Raw genomic sequence first — 24,268 nt, forward strand, 5'->3', positions numbered from 1 at the left:
AAAACGCTATATGCTTTTTGAAAAATGCTTTACACATCATATTTTAAATTAATTACAATTAATTAAAATTTTTAGAAAACTTATATTTGAGGACTATCTTACGCCCATTTCTATGCATAGTCAACCACTTTTCAAGATTTTTTTAGACAATTTAGACTAAACAGAATATTTGAATGCGTTTTCATTATTGATTTAATAAGGGTTTACAGCAGTTCAAAAAGTTTTTGTGAAACGTTCATTTGTACACACTGAATGAACAAACATTCACTTTTAAGATAAATAAAAAAACCGGCTTTTACTAAAAAGTAAAAGCCGGTTTTTTCCGGACGTCCCAGGAGAGATTCGAACTCCCGACCGACGGCTTAGAAGGCCGTTGCTCTATCCTGCTGAGCTACTGGGACATAATGTTAAAGTGTACCAAAGACAATACTTATTATATTCAAATATAATTTAAAAGTCAACGTTTTTTTGAAATTTTATGAGAAGAGAGGTAAAAAACCTTCTCTTCTCCCTATATTTGGCTATATTATGCTGAAAGTGTACAGGTTAACTGCATGCTAGGAATATGTTTACCGCTTATATCGTAAAACTGCACGGTAGCTTCTGTACCATCCATTACTAGTATAGCATACGTACGTTCTTTTCTCATACGAGGAAGTAACATACTTCCTGGATTGATAAATAACACTCCGTCCATGAGCTCAGCTCCCGCTATGTGAGAATGCCCAAAGCAAACAACGTTTGCCCCGACTTCTCTCGCTTTGTAATGCAGATTCATCATAGACATTTTAACATTATATAAGTGACCGTGTGTAACCAGACACGTAGCTTCTCCAAGCGACTCTACTCGATCATTAACGTAAGATGCATCGTAGTCACAATTTCCTCGAACGCCTAAAAAAGCAGACATTTCTTTGCTGTCTTGCGGCAACTCAGAGTCCCCACAATGGATCATCTTATCTACATCAGCATGTCTCTCTCTGATAGTGAGCAGTTCTTCTTGTAACCCGTGGCTATCGCTTACAATTAATAGTTTCACACGTCATCACTCCTTCTAAAATTGCGCATCAATTAGCGGTGCTAGTTTTTTTAACGCATTTGCTCGGTGACTAATTTGATTTTTTTGCTCTTTGGTCAATTCTGCCATGGAGCATCTCCATTTTTCTACAAAGAAAATGGGATCGTACCCAAAACCGTTTTCCCCTCTTTTTTCCTCCAAGATGTGCCCTTCACACGTGCCTTCTACAATTTCGGTTCTCTTTCCAGGCACTGCAATAGCAAGAGCACAATGAAAGCGTGCCGTGCGCTTTTCAAACGGCACGTCATTTAACTTTTGAAGTACCTTCTCTATATTAGCATTATCATCTTTATTTTCACCAGCATAACGCGCGGAATAAACGCCTGGCTCCCCGTTTAAGGCGTCAATAGCAAGCCCGGAGTCATCGGCAATGACCGGCTTATTTAATGCGGATGAAATGGCCTCTGCTTTTAGTGTCGCATTCTCTGCAAATGTAACGCCCGTTTCTTCCACGTCTTCAATCTCAGGAAAATCAAGAAGCGATTTTACTTTAAATCCCTTTGGCGAGAAAAGTGTTTCAAAATCTTTTACTTTGCCTGCATTTTTAGTTGCAATAATGATTTCACGCACGTCAATCCCTTACCTTTCTTTAACCGGAATGTAAGCAGCCAGGTGATCAAGAACTTCCTTTTGCTGTTCAATCAATTGATAAACACCTTTTTCTCCCAAATCTAGAAGATGGTTTAACTGTTCTCTCGAAAACGTCGATTCCTCTCCCGTTCCCTGTAATTCTACAAACTGTCCGCTTCCTGTCATCACAATATTCATGTCAACTTCCGCTGTCGAATCTTCTTCATAATTTAAATCTAAAATCGAATTTTCTCCATGAATACCTACTGAAGTCGCAGCTAAGTAGTCACGAATAGGGATTTCTGTTAGCTTGTTCTCTTCAACCAGCTTTCCAAACGCTAAAACCATAGCCACAAAAGCACCTGTAATCGATGCTGTTCTTGTGCCTCCATCAGCTTGAATAACATCACAATCAATCCAAATTGTCTTTTCTCCGACCTTTTCCAGATCGACTACAGAACGAAGAGCTCGTCCGATTAGACGCTGAATTTCCATTGTTCGTCCTGTGACTTTACCTTTTGATGATTCACGTATATTTCTTTGTGCCGTAGCTCGAGGCAGCATAGAATATTCAGCTGTAATCCATCCTTTTCCTTGTCCACGCATAAAAGGAGGCACTCTGTCGTCTATGCTTGCTGTACAAATAACCTTTGTGTCTCCCACCGAGATTAATACAGATCCTTCTGGATGCTTTAAGTATGAAGTATGAAGAGATACAGGTCTCAATTCATTAAATTCCCTACCGTCCAAACGCATTAAGCATGTCCTCCTATAAATTCATTTATATGTAATAGTCTCTTCCATTTTAACTATAAAACAGCGGAAAGAGGTCGCTATTTCAGCAGACCTCTTTCTACTTAGTCCTTTACTAGTATAACAAAAATTTGTTTTTAAAAACTACCTGTGTTCACATTTTTCGGTCTTGAAACTGGTTCCGTCAATTTTTTCCCTTTTTCATCTTTTAGCGTTTTTTTGCCATTCACCTTAATGGCAACGCTATCTACGGCTTTTTGTTCTGTCAGCGATAACACCAAGGAGTCAAGAACATGCTGAGAAATTTCCGTGCCTTTTAAATTTCCAAAGATGTTTTTATTAAAGTTAAGCGTTAACTCACCGTCCGCATACTTTGGAGCTGCTACGAGCTTTGCATCGGGATTAAAATCTGTCACTAAACCTGATGCAGGCGCAGGTCCTTCTACAAGTTCGTTCACAATTGCAGTGTACATATCCTTGTCATCAGAAGCAATTCGTTTTGTGACAGGAACATAGTAAGTTTGTTTGCCCTCTTGAGCTAAGTAATAAATCGTAACTGGCTTTGTTTGAGTTACGTCAACTACTCCAGTATTATCAAAGTTAATGCCATCTGCTCTGCTCAACCCTTTACTGATTGGCGTATGATTTACAGGCATCTCATCTTTATCATAGCCGTTAATGCGAATTTTAACTTTATTTACGCCTTCAAACTGCGTCAGCGTCCAAGTGACGGCCTGCAGGATACGGAGTTCATCTTCTTTTTTATATTCAGCAAATTCAGGTGAAAAATCTGCTACCATCGTCCCGTCACTTTCCAGCTTTGTCCCTAAAACTCTTGTATCAGCAGGAAGAACCGCTCGGAAATTATTTGGCAATAAGTTTGTGACTGGTCCACCCTCTACTAAATATTCAAGAGACTGTTTAGCGACACCTTTTGATTTAGGAATTTCAAGCGTCTGGGGAACAACGTACCCGTTTTTATCAATTAAGTAGAGTTCTCTTTTGGTAGGCGCAGATGTTTCTGCCGCTTTACTTTGTTTTTTATTAGCTTCCGTTACTTTCGCTTCAGTCGCTAATGATTTTTCATCTTTCACATAGGTGACATCCTTTGGCGGATCAATTTCCTTTGCTGCGTTATCCCCTCCGAAAAGTCCACAGCCGGATAACAATACAGATGTGGTCACCACGGCGGATATGAGAACAAGTTGGGTCTTTTTGGACATTCCTTTCCCTCCTCAGACTGTTTGTACTACTATGTATACGAGCTTTTTTGCATTTTAGACCAGCTCAAAAAAGTTTTTGTCCACAAAAAAAACCGAGCATAATATGCACGGTTTTAAAGCTTGATATGTTCAACATTATATACAGGGTGCTCAAACCATTTAGATGCAATAGATTGAAACAGTTCTGTTGATCCTGTTGTAAAGAAGTAGTGTTCAGGCTCCATGTTTCTAGGAGCGAGTAAATTGCTATAAGAAAGAATGGCACTTACCTCTATTGCCGTTTCTTCGCCAGAACTGATTAACTGAACTCGAGGCCCAATTGCTTCTTGAATAACTGGCTTTAATAACGGATAATGCGTACATCCTAAAATAAGGGTATCCATATCTGTATGATAAAAAGGTTTTAATGTTTCTTTTACAATTCGCTGCGCTTCCGGTCCTTCATAATTACCGCTCTCTACAAGAGGTACAAACAAAGGGCATGCCAAATTTTCCACTTCCACTCTCGTATGAAGAGCGCGGAGTGCATGTGTATAGGCTTGACTTTTCACGGTTCCATTTGTGCCGATTACGCCTATTTTATGATTTTTAGTTACTTTAAGCGCAGCGCGTGATCCTGGTTCAATGACGCCTATAACCGGAATATCGAGCTGTTCTTGAATTTCATCCAGCACAACTGCCGTAGCCGTATTACACGCAATAACAAGCATTTTAATATCTTTATCTACTAAATAATTAGTCATCTCCCACGTGAAAGCTCGTACTTCTTCACTAGGACGAGGACCGTATGGGCAGCGGGCTGTATCTCCAATATACATAATTTGTTCTTTCGGAAGCTGTCTCATAATTTCCTTTGCTACCGTTAATCCGCCCACACCTGAATCTATAACACCAATTGGTCTACTCAAAACAATCGCCTCATTTTTCTTTCATTTCATCATGCAATTTTCGTAACGTTACTCGTAAAACTTCCGTTTCACTCGGAGAGAAGTTTGCCAGTACGCCATTTAAATACGTTTGTCGCTTTTCAATTACTTCTTCGATAACACGTGCTCCTTCAGGAAGCAAATGAATACGCACTACGCGGCGGTCTTTTGGATCTTTCACCCGAACCACCAACTTATTTTTTTCCATACGATCTACTAAATCTGTCGTTGTACTACAAGCGAGAAAAATCCGATTTGATAAATCGCCAATCGTCATATCTCCACGTTCAAACAGCCACTGCAAAGCAATAAACTGAGGTGGCGTAATCGTATAGTCTTCTAAAATTTCTCTTCCTTTTTGTTTCACAATCGCTGCAATATGTCGAAGTGACTTCTCTAATTCTGCCACTGTATCCTCATTATTTTTTGCTGTCATACCGTAATCCTTTCCACCTATAAGTCTTATTTTCTATTATTTCTTTCAGTTAAACCCGTCTCTATTGTTTCTCTTTTCTATTTTATATTGTGCTCTTTTTTCAGTGATTTTTCAAGGTTAACATGAGGATTCTACAACGTTCATCATAAGTCTACATACTCTCATTCAGTATTAAAAAACAGCTGCTCCATAAAAGGAGCAGCTGTTTCTATTAATTATTGATATACAGCTCGAAAACTGAGCTGAAATCTTTTGTTGTGTAGGCTGTTTTTTTATCTAATAACCAAGAAAACGCGGCTTCGTTAATTTCTTTAAATTCACCAGCAACACTTCCACTTGTATTTCGTGTACTGCTTAGCGTAGAAGAAGCTAGCTGAATGCTTTGTTTAGCAAAATCGAGCGCAATTTCATTTTCACGCGTTATTTCAGACATTTTAAACAGCGCTTTATATAAATCTTTTACCTCTTCTATATGCTTTTTGTGTACATCGATAGAAAAAGTCTCCGAGCCAATTTTAAATTTAATTTCCACATCTAAATCGACAGTTCCAGCCGTTTCTAGCATCACGTTTGAAATGTGATTTGTGCTGTAGTTATAGCGGCGAAGCATTCGCTTTTTGCTTGTAGCACTTGTTCCATCAAGATGAATGAGCGCTTTATTGGTAAAGCAATATTCATCTGACTTTGATTTGATTAGAAAATAAATTTTTTCTTGTTCTTCATGCATAACGTAATCGTCTGCATCTACCTTGTCATAATCAACCGGCTTAATAACAGAACCAATATCACTTAGCCCCAATACATCAGCAGCCACTTTTCCAAACATTTCCCCATCTCCCTTTTAAAAACAATTGTGTTATTTTCATGTTTTAAGTGTACTGTGCAAATGAGGGGATGTAAATAAAAAAAAGGAGCTTCTTAAAAAGAAGCTCCACATTTATTAAAATAACAAATTTAAAATCATATAGATAAGTGCAGCTAATGAAGCTGAAATTGGCAATGTGATAACCCATGTAATCACCATGCGCTGTGCAGTTCCCCATTTTACACCTTTCACTCGGTGAGCAGAACCTACACCTAAGATAGAAGATGAAATAACATGAGTAGTACTGACAGGTAGATGAATAAACGTTGCTCCAAAGATAATGGCAGCCCCTGTTAAGTCCGCAGCTACTCCATTAACAGGACGAATTTTCATAATTTTACCGCCGACGGTTTTAATGATTTTCCATCCACCAATTGACGTTCCAAGCCCCATTGCGACCGCACAAGCCAGCTGTACCCACCACTGAATCTCAGTACCGCTTTGCATATTGTTAGCAATAAGCGCTAGCGTAATGATACCCATTGCTTTTTGCGCATCATTCGTACCGTGTGTGTAAGATTGTAGGGCTGCAGTCAGGATTTGAACGCGTCGAAAACGCTTATTCGTTTTCGTCAAGTTATGGTTTTTAAACGTTAGTTTGATAATCGTATAGACAATATAACCTACTACAAAGGCTAGAACTGGTGAAATTAGAAGGGCTTCAATGATTTTGATGAAACCTTTGTAATTTAAAGCACCAAATCCAGCAGCTGCAATAGCTGCTCCTGCAATCGATCCAATAATTGCATGAGAAGAACTACTCGGGATACCGAAATACCATGTGATTAGGTTCCACGCGATAGCAGAAATTAATGCTGCTAAAATAACGACAGAACCGTTTTGAAGCGTATAAGGATCAACGATATCCTTTGTAATCGTTTTGGCTACGCCCGTAAACGTCATAGCACCGACAAAGTTCATGGTTGCGGCTAAAAGAATTGCATGTCGCGGTTTTAAAGCTTTGGTTGAAACAGAAGTCGCAATGGCATTAGCTGTATCGTGAAATCCGTTGATAAAGTCAAAACCAAGTGCACCAACTACAATTAGAATAGTTAATATTAGCATCGAATCCATTATAATATAGCCCCGTTACGCATTCTTCATAATAACTGATTCTAAGTTGTTTGCAACCGTTTGACAGTAATCCGCGATTTCTTCTAGCGTTTCATAAATTTCTTTATATTGAATAACTTTAATTGGATCTTTACATGTTGCGAATAATTGTTTTAATGCACGACGATATAATGTATCACAATGTGACTCATACTCTTTAATTTTAATTGCATGCTCACTAATTTGAAGAAGCTTTTTCTCAGACAACAAATTAATAGTAATTAAAATCTCTTCAGCACAGCCTTGAATATTTTTAACAAATTCAGCTACATATTCATCAAATGTCGTAATTGAATGAATTTCCATTAAAGCAGCAAAGCTGTCGATGCCATCAAGTACATCATCCATGCTCATTGCTAGCTGTAAAATATCTTCACGCTCAATTGGAGTAATAAATGCTTTGTTCAACTCAGTAATCACTGTATGCACGTATTTATCACCTTTTGATTCATACGCTTTTAAAACATTGGCAAATTCCTTTAGGTCAGATACATTTTGAAGTTCAAAGCTGCCTAAAAAATCTGCTGAGTCCTTAATATTTTGGGCAATGTCCATTAACATTTCAGAAAACTTGTCTTTTTTTCTTTTGATCACGTTGCAATCCTCCATCCAATTTATCGAAACTTTACCACTCGTTTTTTCTCTCTATCTTTTTATATGTGTTCTAGTTTCTTTTTTCATTTAAAGTAATGGATAAAACTTAGCTGTTCATTACTATAACGAGAGAAACCACCTCTCTTGTGTATCAAAAAATTCGAAAAAAACAAACGTTTACCAGAGCAAAAGTCCCAAAAGATGGTTCTTTTACTTATAGGTTATGCGATTCATTTTTTTACGCCAAGTCAAAAATTACTCCTATTATTGTTAATTGTCAATAACTTTTCAAACACATTTTTTTAGGTCTCTTTACAATACATTAACAATAATACGTTCATTCCCTTTAAAATAAGGGTTTTCAGAGTTTGTATAAAACTGGGATTTACAAAAACTTAACATTACTCCTCTTGTGTAAATAATAAAAGCCAGCTCCTTTAGAACTGGCTTTTATTATTTACTTATTATATTGCTGAAATACATTTTTTACTTTCGGCACGACGTAATGACTTCCGCCTTTATCTTCTACTCCTTCAATCATCATTGAAACGAGTAGGTTTTTCTGTTTTGTATCCACAGCTACAAACCAGCCGTTTTCCTGCCCTTTTTCACCTTGAGTTTTCTTTAATTCTGCCGTTCCAGTTTTTCCAGCCAGGGTTAACCCATCTATCTTTGCAGCATGACCCGTACCGTTTTTATCTTCAATGACATCAACTAAATCATTTTGAATTAATTGCGCCGTTTCTTTAGATATTACTTGTTTTTTCCATATCCCACTCTCATCACTGTTCATAAGAATAGGCTTTACTATGTTTCCATCGTTTACAATCGATGTATACATCAATGCCAAGTGGAGAGGATTCACTTGCAGTTTCCCCTGGCCATAGCCAGAGTTTGCTAATACTCCCTCATCTTTAATATCTTGATCACCTGCAATTTTAGACGTTTCAAAAGGATAATTAACAGGCATTTTTTGATTGAACCCAAACTGTTTTAAACCACTGTTAAATTTGTCTAAACCTAGCTTCAAAGCAGTCTGCGCAAAATAAATATTATCAGATGTAACATAAGCATCACGTAAATTAACATTCGGCTTGCTTCCCACTCGTGTTACGTAGAAATTCCCCCAGCTTTTATCTTTTTGCCATTTCTTCCCGCTGATTGATATACTTTCGTTTGGATTTACCACGTCTTCATCAACCGCTAAAGCTCCCGTGACTAACTTAAATGTAGATCCCGGAGAATACGTTTTGGTAAAGCGATTCATTAACGGCTTATCGGGATTCGTTGAAAGGGATTGGTACGTATTAGCATCGATTCCAAAAGAAAAAGAATTCGGATCAAAAGCTGGCGTGCTTACAAGACCTAATATTTCTCCCGTTTTAGGTTGAAGAGCAGTAGCTACTCCTTTTTCATCTTTTAACTGTTCATAAAGGGATTTTTGAACATTCGTGTCTATCGTAACTTGAATGCTTTCCCCGTCTTTTGGATTCACTTTTGCAATTTCATTCTTTTTATTGCCATCTTTATCTACTGTATAAATCGTGACGCCGTCTCGAGCACGAAGCTTATCTTCATATAAAGACTCTAAGCCAATCATTCCAGCTTTAGACTGAGCATTATAGCCTTCATCTTTATGCTCTTTTAAATATTCCGCTGTGACAGGCGCAACGTATCCAACTAAATGGGCACACGCTTCTTCACAAGGATATACGCGCGCATTTACCTTTTTTTGTTGAATGCCTTCTACTTTTTTCAAAGAATTCTCTAAATTAGAGGCGTCTTTTTGACTAACTGTTTTAATAGGAACAAATTGATTGTTTTTCACCCAAGAAGCGCTCAGTGCTTGATTAATACTTTTTTCTGAAAGAGCAAGAGTCTTGCTTAATTGTTGTATAGCTTGCTCGCCGCCTTTAGAAAACTGCTGGGGAACAACTCCAACTTGAATCGCTTCTCCATTTTGAGCTAAATATTTCCCTGAACGATCCATAATTTCTCCACGCACAGCTGACTGAGCAGCTACTCTCACTTGCTCTCCTTGCTTAAGTCCTTTAAAAATCATATTAGGCTTCCAATTAATATACCAATTCTCTGTATCCCCTTGTTTTTCTTGAACCACAGCAGCATTTTCTTTAAATGAGATTTCACCGGCTACAGAGTCCATGTTTACTTCAAAAGGTAAAACAGCTTTATGGTCTTTTATTTCTAAGTCTTCTATTTTACTTGCCTTCACTTTAAGCTTGTCCGCTTCAATTGCATCATAGATATTTTTATATCGATTTATAAAATTTTTTTCTGAAATCGTCTTTTTAGCATCTTTAGACAAGTATCCATACATGCCTTTAAAATCTTCTTTATTCCACATGGCTACATATTTATCAAATCGATCCTGTGCTTTCTGTTGATCATTTGAGCAACCGGCAGTTATTAATAAGAGAATTGCCATAGTAAAAAATAGCCACCCAATTCGTCTCATGATGATTTTCCCCCTTTTTTCAATACCATTTCTCTATCATATAAAATTTTACATAAACTTTCCATCGGAAAGTTATGATCAGGAATTAATTGGTATTACAACCCACTAAATTTACATATCGACAAAAAAATCAATAGGTAAACAAGAAAAAAATTGAACATTTTGTGAATATTTTGTGTCTTTTTTGGAAAGTATTTGATATAATAATTGTAAGAAGAAAAAGAATAGGAGGCGACTAAAATGAGAAGATTCTTACAGTTTTACTTTATGTTTAGTTCTCTGTTCTGTTTTGGAAGCGTTTTCGTCCTACTTATGTCTCAAGAATATTATTTTGCACCGTTATTCCTCACACTGGGCTGTTTAAATATTTTTCTATTTAAAGTATATATTCAAGAAAGTCGAAAAGATAAACAAGCTGCACCTGAAAAACCTAAACCAACAATTTAACGAACTCGTCTCTCGGCTGAGATGAATGTAAAAGAAGAACCGGTGAATTTTTCACCGGTTCTTCTTTTACGATGTTGAAGCTTTTGGAAACCTATCGTTTGCAATAATCTCACCGATGCTTTTACTCTTTCCTTCACCGTCATCAATATTTAAAAGCGGGAACAATAACTCTCCTACGTGATAAGCTTCCTCTAAATGCGGATAGCCTGATAAAATAAAAGATTCAATTCCTAAAGCTTCATATTCTTTTATTCGTTTCGCTACATTTTCAGCACTGCCTACTAGTGCAGTTCCTGCACCTCCCCGGACGAGCCCTACACCTGACCATAAGTTAGGGCTAATCGTAAGTTCTTCTCGGGTTCCTCTATGAAGGCTCGCCATTCGCTGCTGCCCGACTGAGTCATACCTAGCAAAAGTACGCTGTGCTGCTTGAATCGTGTCTTCGTCCAAATGCTGAATTAATCGATCGGCTGCTTGCCAAGCTTCTTCTTCGGTTTCCCGTACAATAATATGCAAACGAATCCCAAACTTAACGGTTCTGCCTTCTGCTTCTGCTTGCTTTCTCACAGCCGCTATTTTTTCTCTTACTTGTTCAGGAGGTTCGCCCCATGTTAAATACACGTCAGAATGTTTTGCTGCAACTTTTTGTCCGGCGGGTGAAGATCCGCCAAAATAAATAGGTGGAGAAGGTTTTTGAACAGGTGGATACAACAGCTCACTGTTCTCTACATGAATATGTTTTCCTTCATAATTAACCGTATCTCCAGCCAATAACCCTTTCCACACATCTAAAAATTCATCCGCAGCTTCATAACGTTCATCATGTGATAAGAAAAGGCCATCTCCCGCTAATTCTGCCGGATCTCCTCCTGCTACTACATTAACTAGTAAACGACCGTTTGAAATTCGATCAAGAGTCGAGGTCATGCGCGCTGCCACGGAAGGGGCCATAATGCCGGGACGTACAGCTACTAAAAATTTCAAACGCTCTGTTTCAGGTATAAGTGAAGCAGCTAATAGCCAAGGGTCTTCGCATGATTTCCCCGTTGGAATCAAAACTCCTTCAAACCCTAAACGGTCAGCTGCTTGAGCAACTTGCCGAAAATATGAATAGTCTGCTGAACGACCTCCTCGATTTGTCCCTAAATATCTTCCATCTCCATGGGAAGGAATAAACCATAGTATTTTCATGATTCAACACTCCTTTTCGTTTGTTCTAGATGATATCCCAGCTCTTTTAATGAACGTTTAATTCTCGCTTCTGCTTCTTCCGCAATAAACTCAATTTCATTTTCTTTCGTATAAGCCGCCTCAGAATCAACAATATAAACTCCATGAATAAGAGCAGTAGCCCCTAAAACGGATAAAGTCGGCTTAAATACATAATCAAGAGCCAGTAGGTGAGCAATGGTTCCCCCTGTAGCTATCGGCAGCACGGTTTTATTGTGAAAACCTTTTTCAGGTATTAAATCTAAAAATGTTTTTAAAATTCCTGTGTAGCTAGCTTTATAGATTGGGCTGACAATAATAACGGCATCAGCATCTGCGACTTTCTTTTGAGCTTCTTGAATCGCAGGGCTAGAAAAGTTAGCATATACTAAGTCTTCAGCGGGCAAGTCACGGACATGCACGGTTTTCACTTCATATTTTTCATCTTGTAGATATGCTGCAATATACTCGCTTAAAGCAGCTGACCTTGATTGCTTTGAAGGGCTTCCTGTAATAATTGTAACCTGGCTCATTATCATCTCTCCTTTTCGCTTATAAAACTGATAGATTTACAAGGATTAATACGTGTATAAATCCTTCTTTTATTTTTCACCTGCGTAGCTGTCTCTCCATTTAAGAAGACGCTTTTCTAATACTCGAACAAATGAATCGGTTAATTTGCCTACAACAGCAAAAATGATAATTCCGACAAAAACTACGTCCGTTTGAGAAAACTGTCTAGCATCCATAATCATGTATCCTACACCTTCACTTGCTCCCATTAATTCAGCAACTACCAGTCCGAGCCATGCAATACCTAAAGATAACCGGACACCAAGTAAAATATTAGGAAGAGCAGCTGGTAAAATAAGTTTTGTGATTTGTTTCCATTTACTAAATTGAAGAACACGAGCAACATCAAATAATTTCGAATCAACGCCGCGAATGCCTAGATACGTATTAACATAGATTGGGAAAAATGCACCGTTTGCGATTAGCAATATCTTTGAAATTTCACCAAAGCCAAACCATAAGATAAATAAAGGGGCCAATGCAAGGTGTGGAACAGTTCTAAGCATTTGAATAGATGGATCCATATAGTGCTCCGTTTTCTTTGAGAAACCGACAATTACACCAAATAGTAACCCTAGTCCAGCTCCAACGGCAAAACCTATGGCGGCACGCAAAATACTGATTTGAAGATTAGCTCCAAGTTCCCCCGATACGATGAGTTGTTTAAAAGAAAGTACAATATCAACAGGTGTAGGAAGAACAGTTTTAGATACATAGCCCGCGGAACCAATGATTTGCCACACCACGATAAGCAGAAGTGGCACGACAAGAGAACGAAGGAAAATTCCCTGCTTATTTTTCACTTCTTCCTTTCTTTTTTTCACTTTTTGCAAGTGAGCTGCTGAAGACTGGACGTGTCCTGAAACCACAGATGTTTTACTCATTTTCATCACCTCATTTTTCTTTTAATGCTTTTTCAATAAATGAATTATCAACAACATCTCCAGTATCAATTTTCTTTTTAATAACGCCTAAAGATTGTTGAAAATCAGCTGTTCGCTGTTGTTCTGCAATAATTTCTTTAGAAGTTGGGCGATTATAGGCAGGATTATTTTTTAACACTTGTCTTACTACGTCTTTATCTAGATTTTTTTGCTTTGCTAAAATATCCACAGATTCTTCAAAATGTTCGTTTTGCCATTCAAGCGCTTTTTGATAAACTTGTAAAAACTTAACGACTAACTCTGGATGATCTTTTGCAAAGCCTTCTCTTACAATAGTAAAACCTGGTGAAGCAACCTTTAATGAATCGCCGTCTGCTAAAATACGAGCTTCATTTTTTAAGTTTTGCAGTGAGATAAACGGTTCCCAGATTGACCATGCATCCACTGACCCATTTTCAAATGCTGGCTGAGCTTCGTCTGGCTGAAGCTGAATAATCTTTACATCACTTGGCTTCAACCCATTTTGGTCAAGAGCTCTGTACAATAAATTAAAACCGCTGCTTCCTTTCGCAACCGCGATCTTTTTACCTTTTAAATCTTTTATGCTTTTAATCTTGCTGTTTTTCCCTACTAAAATAGCGTTTCCTTTCAACCCGTCGCTGGAATTAGCAATTTCTAAAAACGGAATGTCTGCCCCTTGACCAGAAATAACCGGTGAATTTCCAACTTGGCCGAAATCCAAGTGTCCAGATGCTATACCTTCAAATTGCGGAGGACCGCTTTGAAACTCTGTCCATTTGACATTTACACCTATTTTTTTAAATTCTTTTTCAAACCATTTTTGGTTTTGTGCCAGCATTAAAGGACCTAAGCTTTGTTGGATACCAATATTAATCGTAACGTTTTTTGAATCTTCTCCGCTCGCTTTTTCTTTCGTCCCGCACCCAGCCAATGCGAGAACAAGTACAATAGCTGCAGTTAAAAGTAGCTTTTTCATCTGTTCTGTCTCCTTCTCTGTCTTATTGAATCTTTAATGTTCTCCTGCTTCTTCAAATTCTTTCAGTACTTGCTGCCTCAGCTGCTGAAAAGGTGGTTCTGTCTTTTTTCGCGGATGACTAATTTCTACTGGAACGACCCGGCTAATTTCTCCTGGTCTGGCACTCATAATCACAATTTTAGTACCCAAGTAAATGGATTCGTCTAAATCATGGGTAACAAAAATCATGGTTGTTTTTTCTTTTTTCCATATGTCTAGCAGCACATCTTGCAAATGAGTGCGAGTGAAAGCATCTAATGCACCGAAGGGTTCATCTAACAATAAAACTTCTGGATTTCTTAAAAGAGCACGCGCAATAGCGACTCGTTGAGACATCCCTCCAGATAATTCTCGAGGATAAGCTTTTTCAAATCCTTTCAGCCTGACAATATCAATTAACTCATCTACGCGGCGCCGAACGTTCGAATCTTTCAGCGATAAGTCAGCCGCTATATTTTGCTCCACATTAAGCCATGGGAACAAGCGGTGTTCTTGAAAGATCATTCCTTGTTTAATGCTAGGTCCGCCTATGTGCTTCCCGTTTATTTCAATACGCCCTTCATAATCCATATCAAGTCCTGCAATCATTTTAAGCAGCGTACTTTTTCCACATCCGCTCGGACCAATAACGGTTATAAATTCACCTTTATTAATCGTAAGATTTACATTTCGCAATGCTTGAGTTACTTGTTCTCCTTTTTGAAATGATCTGTTAACAGATTGAATGACAACATTCACAGCAGTTCCTCCTCCTTGAATTTTTAAATCAAAAGCTCGTTCATCTAAAAACACAAAAGCTCCTACCTGAAAAAGGTAGGAGCTTTCGGTTGACCGATCAGCCCGTTGCTATATTTAACTGATTTGTTATTGGATTATTTTGAATTTTATCATATTAATCCGATTTGTCAACTGTGTTTTATATATTTTATCACTTTGATTCTTGAGGATTTGGTTTTTTCCATTTAAATACCGAGTTTAAAAATCCGTATATATGCTTAGACTCCTTCGTTAACAAAGGGCCAATAATAGCTAAAATCAGTACATAAAGCGCGGCGAATGGCTGAAGAATTGCAGATAATCCTCCTTCAATTCCAATGTTAGCCATAATGATCGAAAACTCGCCTCGTGACATAATCGTTAACCCAATGTTGGTAGAGGCCTTATGTGACAGCCCGCTTTTTCTTCCTGAAATCATACCGGCTGTAAAGTTACCAATTATCGTAAGCGCAACTGCGCCAAGCGCAAGCCAGCCTGCATCCCACAGTGTGAGAGGATCAATACTTAACCCGAAGCTGAAGAAAAAGATAGCTCCAAAGAAATCACGAAATGGTACGACAAGATGTTCAATACGATCGCGATGTTCCGTTTCAGAAAAGACAAGTCCAAGCAATAACGCACCAATTGCTTCTGCCACGTGAATTGTTTCTGAGAAGCCTGCCACAAAAAACAATACCGCAAACACGACGATTATAAAGATTTCGTTTGATGAAATATTTAAAAGTTTATTTAGTAGCGGCGTGGCTTTTCGAGCAATGATAAAGAACAGCATCATATAGCCAAACGCAATTAAAATAGATGTTAAAGATCCAGCAAGCGATCCGTGGTCTCCAAGCACCAACCCTGAAACGACAGAAAGATAAACGGCTAAGAAAATATCTTCAAACATGATGATCCCTAATATCAGTTCCGTTTCTGGATTCGCTGTTCGTTTTAAATCAACCAATACTTTTGCGACAATTGCGCTGGACGAAATCGTAATAATTCCAGCGATAATCAGCACTTCAAGAAGAGGATTTCCTGTCAGGTATCCATACAATAATCCTAAAGTAAAGTTAATTAAAATATAAATAGATCCTCCCACCGCGATGGACCTACCTGATTTAATTAGCTTTCCAACTGAAAATTCTAATCCTAAATAAAACAGTAAAAAGAGAACTCCAATTCTCCCCATAAATTCAATAATCTCTTGGCTTTCAATAAACTTTAAACTGAATGAGCCAAACTCAGGAGCATGGGGACCAACCGCCATGCCCAAAAGAATGAGGAATGGAATAATCGTAAATTTAAATTTATGTGCTAGTATAGCCGCTAAAGCAACTAGTAACAAAGCTGTCCCAACTTCAAATACTAAATGATCCAATTATGAACTACCTCCTTGTGAAAGCAATTCTTTAATGAGCGTTTTTAAATTTCCTCTTTCACCAGAGATGACAAGCGTATCTCCTTCTTCAATTAACGTATCTGGTCCTGGTGTGGATAATTTTTTTTGCGTGTTTTTAATGACGGCGATGATAGTGACATCATAGTTGCTGCGAACGTCAATTTCACCAATTGTTTTACTGTGAGCTTTCGCTTGTTTTTCAACTTTGTACCATTCAATAACTAAGTCATTGAATGCCACTTCAATGGTTTCCATTGCTTTTGGCTTGTAAATCATGCCGCCTAAAATTGCCGCTAGCTGTCTTGATTCCGTATCTGTTAACGTAATGTCAAAAATGCTTTCTTCTAAATCTTTTTGATCGAAGTGGTAGATTTCACGTCGTCCATCATCATGAATGATAACGACTACGCGGTTTCCTCCGCTTGTCTCAATTTCAAATTTACGGCCGATTCCTGGTAACTCCGTTTCTTTAATCATCATCGAATGATCACTCCTATAAAGTTTTTAAAAAGAATTTTTTAATTTTGTCGCGTTATCTGCATAGAAAATCCGCATAGCAAATAAGCCTAAGAATAGTTGGTAATTTTAGGTTTGAAGAAAAGGCTGTTGAAATTTCAACCTTTTTTATTTAATTGAGGTAACTTGATTGAAAGATTTTCGGATAAAAAAGTGTTTTCTTGAGGATAAAATACGCAATTTGATGCGTTGGAATGATGAGTTTGGCACTCGTCCATACTAAAGCAAAAGTTACTATCGCGCTTTGTATGAGGGATCCTATTTGTTTAACGCTGTGCTTAGCTCCTGGAGACATGTGCACAATATCGGTGTAATGCTGAACCGAACTTTTTGTGACCTTCACTTTTTCAAAGTCGTTATCAATAAATTTATCTGGCAAACTCGCAAAAGGCAAACAGAATATCATGCATAACAATAAGCTCATCCATACATTTTTCATCATCTCACCTCTCTTTCTTCTGAACTAGTATCTCCTTACTTAAAAGTATACGTACTCTGAAATTCAATTTCAAGCAATAAGTTTTTTTTATAAAGATTTACCTTTTTTATAATATTTTCTTAACGCCATTCTTTTTAGATATGTATGCGACACTTAAAAAAATATACAAAAAGCTGGCTTTCTAAGAAGAAAGCCAGCTCATGTTATAGTTCAAGTTCTCCCATTCGAAGGAGTTCTACGACTGCTTGAGAACGCCCCTTGACTCCAAGCTTTTGCATCGCATTAGAAATATGATTTCGAACTGTTTTTTCGCTAATGAATAGTTCACTCGCGATTTCTTTTGTTGTTTTGTCCTGTACTAAAAGCTCGAATACTTCTCGTTCACGCTTTGTAAGTAGCGGTTTAGGTTGAAACTCTTTTTCTTTCAATGTAACCCTCCTTGCCTGATCCTGAGTTGAACTATCGGATGGGTGTAAATTTAGTCAACATATCTTATGTGCGGTATGCCTACGCGGTTACTAGTTTTAGAAAAAATATGCAAAAAACTCTTTTTTACCTTTAAAAAAGAAAAAAGCCTGAAGAAAGAGCCTTCAAGCCATTTTCATATATTTGATAAACACCTTTTCATCTCTTCATCCCAAGGCACGCTTTTTCCTGTTTCTTTAGAAATTTGCACCATTGTTCCTCTCCCGGTGAGCACAACCTCTTTTTGCTTATTTTGAATCATATAGTGTAAATCAACCGACGAACGTCCAATTCTATGAGCTTTTACAAAAACAGATAGCACGTTGCCAAAATACACTTGTTTGACATAATCGCACTGCAAATCAGCCACCACCGGTATCGTTCCCTCATGCTCACTCGTCCACTTTTGCATAAAGCCAATATGGTGAAAGAATTCCGTACGTATTTGTTCAAAATAAACAAAAGGAACCGTATTATTTAAATGCCCAAACATATCTGTTTCTGAAAATCTTACCTTGATCTCCTGCTTAAACGAAAATGACTCTTTCCAATGATCCATGTCTTCAATATACGAAATATTATTCATCTGTATTTCCTCCGTTCGTCATAGACAAAATAAAACCTCTCCGCGTGGAGAGGTTTTGAGTGATTATACTTGATCGCTACCAAAGAAACTTCTGAATGCTTGAATTGTTGTATCGCGGTTCAAAGCTGCGATTGAAGTAGTCAATGGAATTCCTTTTGGACATGATTGAACGCAGTTTTGAGAGTTCCCGCAGTTCGCTAGTCCTCCATCACCCATAATCGTCTCTAAACGTTCTCCTTTATTTAACGCACCGGTTGGATGGGCATTAAACAAGCGAACTTGAGAAAGCGGTGCTGGACCGATGAAGTTTGACTTGTCGTTTACGTTTGGACAAGCTTCTAAGCAAACGCCACATGTCATACATTTGGATAACTCGTAGGCCCACTGACGTTTCTTTTCAGGCATACGCGGTCCTGGCCCTAAATCGTATGTGCCATCGATTGGAACCCAGGCTTTTACTTTTTTTAGTGAATCAAACATACGGCTGCGGTCTACTTGCAAGTCACGAACCACCGGAAATGTTTTCATTGGCTGTAAGCGAATTGGCTGTTCTAGTTTATCAACAAGAGCCGTACATGACTGACGAGGTTTACCGTTGATGACCATTGAACAGGCTCCGCATACTTCCTCTAAACAGTTCATTTCCCAGTTTATCGGTGCAACCTCTTTACCTGAAGCATCAACAGGGTTACGTCTGATTTCCATCAGTGCTGAAATAACGTTCATATTCGGACGATACGGAATTTCAAACTCCTGATTGTAAGGAGCAGATTCAGCTGAATCTTGACGTGTAATAATGAAGCGCACTGTCTTTTGGACTGTTTGTTGTTCACTCATTGATTAACGAACCCCCTCTTGTTGTTTTTTTGGTTTTTCATCTTTTTTCTTTGTGTAGTCGCGCTTACGCGGTTTGATTAACGATACGTCTACCTCTTCATAATGGAAAGAAGGAGCCGTTTTCTTATCCACAAAAGATGCCATTGTTGTTTTTAAGAATTCTTCATCGTTACGATCTGGGAAATCTGGCTTATAATGGGCACCGCGACTTTCGTTACGGTTGTAAGCTCCTAGCGTTACAACACGTGAAAGCTGAAGCATGTTTTGCAGCTGACGAGTAAATGTTGCCGCTTGATTACTCCATTTAGCCGTATCATTAATGTTAATACGATCATAGCGTTCAATTAATTCTTGAATTTTTTCATCTGTTTTTAACAGTTTGTCATTGTATCGTACGACTGTCACGTTGTCAGTCATCCATTCCCCTAGCTCTTTATGAAGAACGTATGCATTTTCTGTGCCTTGAAGATTCATGATATTGTTCCATTTCTCTTCTTCTTCTTTCACATGACGATCATATACGCTTGAAGAAATAGCATCTGCGCTCTTTTCTAAACCATTGATGTATTCAACGGCTTTAGGACCAGCAACCATACCACCATAAATAGCTGATAATAAGGAGTTTGCTCCTAAACGGTTCGCTCCGTGCTGTGAATAATCACACTCACCAGCTGCGAACAAGCCAGGAATATTTGTCATTTGATCGTAATCCACCCATAAACCGCCCATTGAATAGTGTACGGCTGGGAAAATCTTCATTGGTACCTTGCGCGGATCATCGCCCATGAATTTTTCATAGATTTCGATGATACCTCCAAGTTTAATGTCTAGCTCTTTTGGATCTTTATGTGAAAGGTCCAGATAAACCATGTTCTCTCCGTTAATTCCTAACTTCTGGGCTACGCAGACGTCAAAAATTTCACGAGTGGCAATATCACGAGGTACTAAGTTACCGTACGCAGGATATTTTTCCTCTAAGAAATACCAAGGTTTACCGTCTTTATATGTCCAAACGCGTCCGCCTTCTCCACGAGCAGATTCACTCATAAGACGAAGCTTATCATCTCCTGGGATAGCAGTTGGATGAATTTGAATAAACTCTCCGTTTGAATAGTATGCACCTTGCTGATACACGATAGATGCCGCTGAACCGGTATTAATAACTGAGTTCGTCGATTTTCCAAAGACAATCCCAGGTCCACCTGTAGCCATAATAACCGCGTCAGCTGGGAACGTTTTAATTTCCATTGATTTTAAATTCTGTGCAGAAATTCCGCGACAGCTGCGCTCATCGTCAAGAACAGCACCTAAGAATTCCCATCCTTCGTACTTTGTCACAAGTCCGGCAACTTCATAGCGACGAACCTGCTCATCTAATGCGTACAATAATTGTTGACCCGTTGTTGCTCCAGCAAAAGCCGTACGGTGATGCTGCGTCCCGCCAAATCGTCTGAAGTCTAACAAACCCTCAGGAGTACGGTTAAACATAACACCCATGCGGTCAAGTAAGTGAATAATACCAGGAGCTGCTTCACACATTGCTTTTACAGGTGGCTGGTTGGCTAAAAAGTCTCCGCCGTACACTGTGTCATCAAAGTGTTCCCATGGTGAATCCCCTTCACCTTTCGTGTTTACGGCTCCGTTGATTCCACCTTGCGCGCAAACTGAGTGAGATCTTTTTACCGGAACTAGTGAAAATAAATCTACTTGCTTGCCAGACTCAGCAATTTTTATTGTTGCCATCAAGCCAGCTAAACCGCCACCGACTACGATGATTTTTCCGTTACTCATCGGAACCCCACTCCTTCAAAACCTTAATTTTATGCAAATGCGAATAATGTACGAACACCTACAAATGTAAGTGCTAAGAAGATTGCTAATGTCACATAAGTTGAAATTCTTTGAGAACGTGGTGTTACAGTTAACCCCCAGCTAACTCCAAATGACCATAGACCGTTTGCAAAGTGGAAGATCGTAGATACAACACCAACTATGTAGAATGCAAGCATTGCCGGGTTGCTTAAAATTCGTTCCATCATTTGAAAATCTACTTCTTTTCCAAGCGCAGCTTGTATTCTGGTTTCCCATACGTGCCATGTGATGAAGATAAGTGTGATTACACCTGAAACACGCTGAAGGATAAACATCCAGTTACGGAAAAAACCGTAGTTGTTAACGTTTGTTTTAGCAGTGAATGCGATGTAAAGACCGTATATTGCGTGAAAAACGATTGGTAAGAAAATAATGAAAATTTCTAGAGCATAGCGGAAAGGTAAGCTCTCCATGAAGTGAGCTGCTTGATTAAATGATTCTTCTCCCTTTGTCGCGAAATGATTCACAACTAAATGCTGTGTTAAGAAAATCCCGATTGGTATTACCCCAAGTAATGAATGGATTCTCCGATATTGAAACTCTCTGTTTGCCGCCATCTGCGTAGACCCCCCTTAGTTAAATGAACATAGTTTGTGAAGAACTTTCTTACTCCCACTAGACAAATAGATTAATCGTGAATACAGGAAATGAAAACCTTTGCATTTCCTAATAAAGTATGTGACAGGTTAATTTTACTCCCATCGATTAAGAGCGTCAAGGCAAGATGTTTAAATCTTCTATAAAATATAAATTTATAAAATTTTATATTTGTTAACGCTTACTGTATTGATGTTACAGATTTTTTCTTTCTATTATAATATTGCTTGCCACAAATAAGTAAGCGTTTACTTTATGCTTTTATTGTAAACAAGTTCACAAAACATTTACACAGGTAAAAGTACCTTTTTAAAAGGTATATTATGGATTTTTCATCTTTACATCTAACTCTTTTTACCATAATAAAGATCCTCTTACATTTTATTAAAAAAATGCGTGAGAGGTTTTTTAGATTTGTATATAATAGTAGTAAAGAAAGAGGGGAAAGCATGAGCAATTTACAAACAGAATCACAGCAAGAACTTGAAGAGACGATGGAAACATCAGAACCTAACGTCACAGCTGAAACAGAGAGAACTCTTGATCACGTTTCATATTTCGGATACAGCCTTTTGCGTGACGTGTTAATTCCAGAGCTTCTTGGAGACGAAACAAATACCATTTCATACTGGGCAGGAAAACACCTTGCGCGGAAATACCCATTAAATACAATGGATGAAATCGTCGCTTTTTTTAAAGCAGCTTCCTGGGGAACACTGACGCTTGCAAAAAAAGATAAATATTCACTCGAGCTTGAGTTATCAGGTGATGTGGTCAGCAAAAGATTTCAGCAGGAAACTTGTTCGTTTCATCTTGAGTCAGGATTTGTGGCTGAACAGATTCAGCGTCAAAACAACTGCCTAACAGAAGCCTACTTAACACATAAAGAAAAGAACGGAAAAGTGCTGATTTCCGTGCAGTGGGACCGAAAAGATATCTTACCTACCGAAACACGCGCGGAGCGCTATAAAAAGTAGGAAATACGTATATATAAAAGACGTGGAGATACCACGTCTTTTTTCTCTTCTTTATACGTGCACTGCTTGCTGCTCTTCTAATTCAAATGCTACGTGAAGCGTCTCAACAGCTTTTACCATATCAGCGTGCGGTACAACTGTAGATACTTTAATTTCAGACGTGCTGACCATCTTCACTTCAATTTTCTCCCCTGCCAGCACTTCAAACATTTCGGCTGCAACGCCTGGATTAGAAATCATGCCAGAGCCGACAATTGATACTTTAGCCAGACCGCTTTCATGTTCAATACGCGTATATCCTAAAGTAGATTTATACTCTTTTAAGACGGCAAGAGCGGCATCTACGTCTACGGTTTTAATAGAAAATGAGATAGAGAGACGATTATTAGCCGTTACGTTTTGAATAATAATGTCCACATTTAACTGTTCTTTTGCTAATGCTGTAAAAATAGTAGAAAGAGTTTGCAACTCATTGTTTAACCCTTCAATTGTCACTCGTGAAATATTATCTTCAAACGCAATTCCTCTTACGACTAAGTTTTGTTCCATTGAAACTTCCTCCTCAACAATCGTTCCATTCTCGTTTTCTAAGCTTGAACGCACTTCTAGCGGTATCTGATAATTTTTTGCAAACTCAACAGCGCGCGGATGCAGCACCCCTGCTCCCAAATTAGCTAATTCTAACATTTCGTCATATGAAATAGAGTGAAGCTTACGAGCATCTTCTACATAGCGCGGATCTGTCGTAAACACTCCTGTTACGTCTGTATAAATATCACATTTTGCAGCTTTTAATGCTGCGGCAAGAGCTACTGCCGTAGTGTCAGAGCCGCCTCGACCTAATGTTGTAATGCTTCCATCTTCTGAACAGCCTTGGAATCCAGCTACTACTACGATTCGGCCTCTATCTAATTGGCTTTGAATACGAGTCGTGTCAATGTGCTGGATTCGTGCATTGCTGTGAACTGCTTCCGTCTGGATACCAGCTTGCCAACCTGTTAGCGAAGTTGCTTCATACCCTTTATATTGAAGGGCCATTGTTAACAGGGAAATCGTTACTTGTTCTCCAGTTGTAAGAAGCATATCCATTTCGCGTTTGCTTGGACTGTCCGTAATATCACTTGCTAATTTCACCAGTGCATCTGTCGTTTTGCCCATTGCCGATACAACAACAACTACTTGGTTACCGCGCTCTGCTTCTTGAATAACACGGTTTGCTACATGTTGGATACGTTCAACAGAACCAACAGATGTTCCACCAAATTTTTGAACGATTAATGCCATAATTTTGTTCATTCCTTTTCAATAAATTTGCATATGCAGGATGATGAGAAGCTAAATTTTTTTACTCAGACAATAAAAAAAGCAATGAGATGAGCTCTCATTGCTTAACGAACGAAAATTATAAAACATAACCGTCCACTGCCGTGAGATAGCTCTCCAAGAATCTACATCTTGACAATCCTACGTTTATTCAACGCAGAACCAGCAATCATTACTATGAGGTAATGTTCACTTCGGCAAATTTCCCTTTCCGTCTCATTCATAAGGGCTCATACCCTTCCTGATACGTACTGATTAAATTTGCACCTCTATCTTCACTTCATTTGATGAAGTGTCGTATGAAATTAGTTA

General features: G+C 38.4%; 26 protein-coding genes, 1 tRNA gene, 1 riboswitch and 1 other annotated feature (1 of these 29 cut by a window edge). Of the genes, 2 read left to right on the plus strand and 25 right to left on the minus strand.

From position 1 onward, the window contains the following. Positions 1-3, minus strand: a binding site (T-box leader) (it extends 251 nt beyond the left edge of the window). Positions 4-327: 324 nt separating this feature from the next. From ACFX40_RS11110 to ACFX40_RS11160, 11 genes are all read right to left on the minus strand, one after another. Further along, positions 328-401, minus strand: a tRNA-Arg gene (locus tag ACFX40_RS11110). Positions 402-526: 125 nt separating this feature from the next. Further along, positions 527-1,039 (minus strand): metallophosphoesterase, encoded by a 513-nt coding sequence (locus ACFX40_RS11115; protein WP_013059377.1) that lies wholly within the window; start codon positions 1,037-1,039, stop codon positions 527-529. 15 nt (positions 1,040-1,054) lie between these two features. Beyond that, positions 1,055-1,648 (minus strand): XTP/dITP diphosphatase, encoded by a 594-nt coding sequence (locus tag ACFX40_RS11120; RefSeq protein WP_025601437.1) that lies wholly within the window; start codon positions 1,646-1,648, stop codon positions 1,055-1,057. 9 nt (positions 1,649-1,657) lie between these two features. Beyond that, positions 1,658-2,404, minus strand: a complete 747-nt coding sequence (rph, locus tag ACFX40_RS11125) for a ribonuclease PH (RefSeq protein WP_013059379.1) — start codon at positions 2,402-2,404, stop codon at positions 1,658-1,660. Between the two features lie 134 nt (positions 2,405-2,538). Continuing rightward, a complete protein-coding gene (locus tag ACFX40_RS11130; RefSeq protein ID WP_025601439.1) occupies positions 2,539-3,624 on the minus strand; it encodes a GerMN domain-containing protein in 1,086 nt (361 codons plus the stop codon). A 113-nt stretch (positions 3,625-3,737) separates the two neighbouring features. Continuing rightward, positions 3,738-4,532 carry a glutamate racemase gene (gene racE / locus ACFX40_RS11135; RefSeq protein ID WP_025601441.1) on the minus strand — a complete coding sequence of 265 codons (795 nt, stop codon included), beginning with the start codon at positions 4,530-4,532 and terminating at the stop codon, positions 3,738-3,740. Between the two features lie 10 nt (positions 4,533-4,542). Beyond that, positions 4,543-4,986, minus strand: coding sequence for a MarR family winged helix-turn-helix transcriptional regulator (locus ACFX40_RS11140; protein WP_013059382.1), 444 nt, complete (start codon positions 4,984-4,986; stop codon positions 4,543-4,545). A 211-nt stretch (positions 4,987-5,197) separates the two neighbouring features. Continuing rightward, positions 5,198-5,812 carry a PH domain-containing protein gene (locus tag ACFX40_RS11145; protein WP_013059383.1) on the minus strand — a complete coding sequence of 205 codons (615 nt, stop codon included), beginning with the start codon at positions 5,810-5,812 and terminating at the stop codon, positions 5,198-5,200. A gap of 114 nt (positions 5,813-5,926) precedes the next feature. After that, a complete protein-coding gene (locus ACFX40_RS11150; RefSeq protein WP_013059384.1) occupies positions 5,927-6,925 on the minus strand; it encodes an inorganic phosphate transporter in 999 nt (332 codons plus the stop codon). A gap of 15 nt (positions 6,926-6,940) precedes the next feature. After that, complete coding sequence (locus ACFX40_RS11155) at positions 6,941-7,573, minus strand: DUF47 domain-containing protein (RefSeq protein WP_218039679.1); 633 nt, start codon at positions 7,571-7,573, stop codon at positions 6,941-6,943. Between the two features lie 442 nt (positions 7,574-8,015). Next, the gene (locus ACFX40_RS11160) at positions 8,016-10,034 is read right to left on the minus strand and encodes a penicillin-binding transpeptidase domain-containing protein (protein WP_377254939.1); all 2,019 of its coding nucleotides are present in this window, start codon (positions 10,032-10,034) and stop codon (positions 8,016-8,018) included. A 240-nt stretch (positions 10,035-10,274) separates the two neighbouring features. Between ACFX40_RS11160 and ACFX40_RS11165 the strand changes: the two genes are divergently transcribed. Further along, positions 10,275-10,481: a hypothetical protein gene (locus ACFX40_RS11165; protein ID WP_013059387.1), complete on the plus strand. Its 207-nt coding sequence runs from the start codon at positions 10,275-10,277 to the stop codon at positions 10,479-10,481. Between the two features lie 66 nt (positions 10,482-10,547). Here the strand turns inward: ACFX40_RS11165 and ssuD are convergent, their stop codons facing one another. The 13 genes from ssuD to ACFX40_RS11230 all read right to left on the minus strand — a co-directional run bounded on the left by ssuD (position 10,548) and on the right by ACFX40_RS11230 (position 21,616). Further along, positions 10,548-11,672, minus strand: coding sequence for an FMNH2-dependent alkanesulfonate monooxygenase (gene ssuD, locus ACFX40_RS11170; RefSeq protein WP_377254942.1), 1,125 nt, complete (start codon positions 11,670-11,672; stop codon positions 10,548-10,550). Continuing rightward, positions 11,669-12,223, minus strand: a complete 555-nt coding sequence (gene ssuE / locus ACFX40_RS11175) for an NADPH-dependent FMN reductase (protein WP_098333395.1) — start codon at positions 12,221-12,223, stop codon at positions 11,669-11,671. Before ssuE ends, ssuD begins: the two co-directional genes overlap by 4 nt. A 69-nt stretch (positions 12,224-12,292) precedes the next feature. Next, complete coding sequence (locus ACFX40_RS11180; RefSeq protein WP_050688585.1) at positions 12,293-13,147, minus strand: ABC transporter permease; 855 nt, start codon at positions 13,145-13,147, stop codon at positions 12,293-12,295. Positions 13,148-13,157: 10 nt separating this feature from the next. Continuing rightward, positions 13,158-14,144 carry an aliphatic sulfonate ABC transporter substrate-binding protein gene (locus tag ACFX40_RS11185; protein ID WP_217598420.1) on the minus strand — a complete coding sequence of 329 codons (987 nt, stop codon included), beginning with the start codon at positions 14,142-14,144 and terminating at the stop codon, positions 13,158-13,160. Between the two features lie 33 nt (positions 14,145-14,177). Beyond that, on the minus strand, positions 14,178-14,921 hold the full coding sequence (locus tag ACFX40_RS11190) for an ABC transporter ATP-binding protein (RefSeq protein WP_377255026.1): 744 nt from the start codon (positions 14,919-14,921) through the stop codon (positions 14,178-14,180). Positions 14,922-15,111: 190 nt separating this feature from the next. Continuing rightward, positions 15,112-16,323, minus strand: a complete 1,212-nt coding sequence (locus tag ACFX40_RS11195; protein WP_025750630.1) for a cation:proton antiporter — start codon at positions 16,321-16,323, stop codon at positions 15,112-15,114. Next, positions 16,324-16,824, minus strand: a complete 501-nt coding sequence (locus tag ACFX40_RS11200) for a cation:proton antiporter regulatory subunit (RefSeq protein WP_013085158.1) — start codon at positions 16,822-16,824, stop codon at positions 16,324-16,326. It lies immediately after the preceding gene. A gap of 148 nt (positions 16,825-16,972) precedes the next feature. Then, on the minus strand, positions 16,973-17,302 hold the full coding sequence (locus tag ACFX40_RS11205) for a hypothetical protein (protein WP_253351894.1): 330 nt from the start codon (positions 17,300-17,302) through the stop codon (positions 16,973-16,975). 200 nt (positions 17,303-17,502) lie between these two features. After that, a complete protein-coding gene (gene gerE / locus ACFX40_RS11210) occupies positions 17,503-17,727 on the minus strand; it encodes a spore germination transcription factor GerE (RefSeq protein ID WP_013059396.1) in 225 nt (74 codons plus the stop codon). Between the two features lie 173 nt (positions 17,728-17,900). Then, positions 17,901-18,350: an acyl-CoA thioesterase gene (locus ACFX40_RS11215; RefSeq protein ID WP_028410545.1), complete on the minus strand. Its 450-nt coding sequence runs from the start codon at positions 18,348-18,350 to the stop codon at positions 17,901-17,903. A gap of 63 nt (positions 18,351-18,413) precedes the next feature. Further along, positions 18,414-19,187 (minus strand): succinate dehydrogenase iron-sulfur subunit, encoded by a 774-nt coding sequence (sdhB, locus tag ACFX40_RS11220; RefSeq protein WP_013059398.1) that lies wholly within the window; start codon positions 19,185-19,187, stop codon positions 18,414-18,416. Positions 19,188-19,190: 3 nt separating this feature from the next. Then, positions 19,191-20,978: a succinate dehydrogenase flavoprotein subunit gene (gene sdhA, locus ACFX40_RS11225; protein ID WP_013059399.1), complete on the minus strand. Its 1,788-nt coding sequence runs from the start codon at positions 20,976-20,978 to the stop codon at positions 19,191-19,193. Between the two features lie 29 nt (positions 20,979-21,007). Next, a complete protein-coding gene (locus ACFX40_RS11230; protein ID WP_013059400.1) occupies positions 21,008-21,616 on the minus strand; it encodes a succinate dehydrogenase cytochrome b558 subunit in 609 nt (202 codons plus the stop codon). Positions 21,617-22,105: 489 nt separating this feature from the next. Here ACFX40_RS11230 and ACFX40_RS11235 point away from each other — a divergent pair, with 489 nt between their 5' ends. Next, a complete protein-coding gene (locus ACFX40_RS11235; RefSeq protein ID WP_013059401.1) occupies positions 22,106-22,633 on the plus strand; it encodes a YslB family protein in 528 nt (175 codons plus the stop codon). Positions 22,634-22,684: 51 nt separating this feature from the next. Here ACFX40_RS11235 and ACFX40_RS11240 read toward each other — a convergent pair whose 3' ends face one another. Beyond that, a complete protein-coding gene (locus tag ACFX40_RS11240) occupies positions 22,685-23,917 on the minus strand; it encodes an aspartate kinase (protein ID WP_028410544.1) in 1,233 nt (410 codons plus the stop codon). 141 nt (positions 23,918-24,058) lie between these two features. Continuing rightward, positions 24,059-24,236, minus strand: a riboswitch (Lysine riboswitch). Between the last annotated feature and the right edge of the window lie 32 nt (positions 24,237-24,268).

The sequence above is a fragment of the Priestia sp. YIM B13552 genome (assembly GCF_042787775.1).
Taxonomy (GTDB): domain Bacteria; phylum Bacillota; class Bacilli; order Bacillales; family Bacillaceae_H; genus Priestia; species Priestia megaterium_E.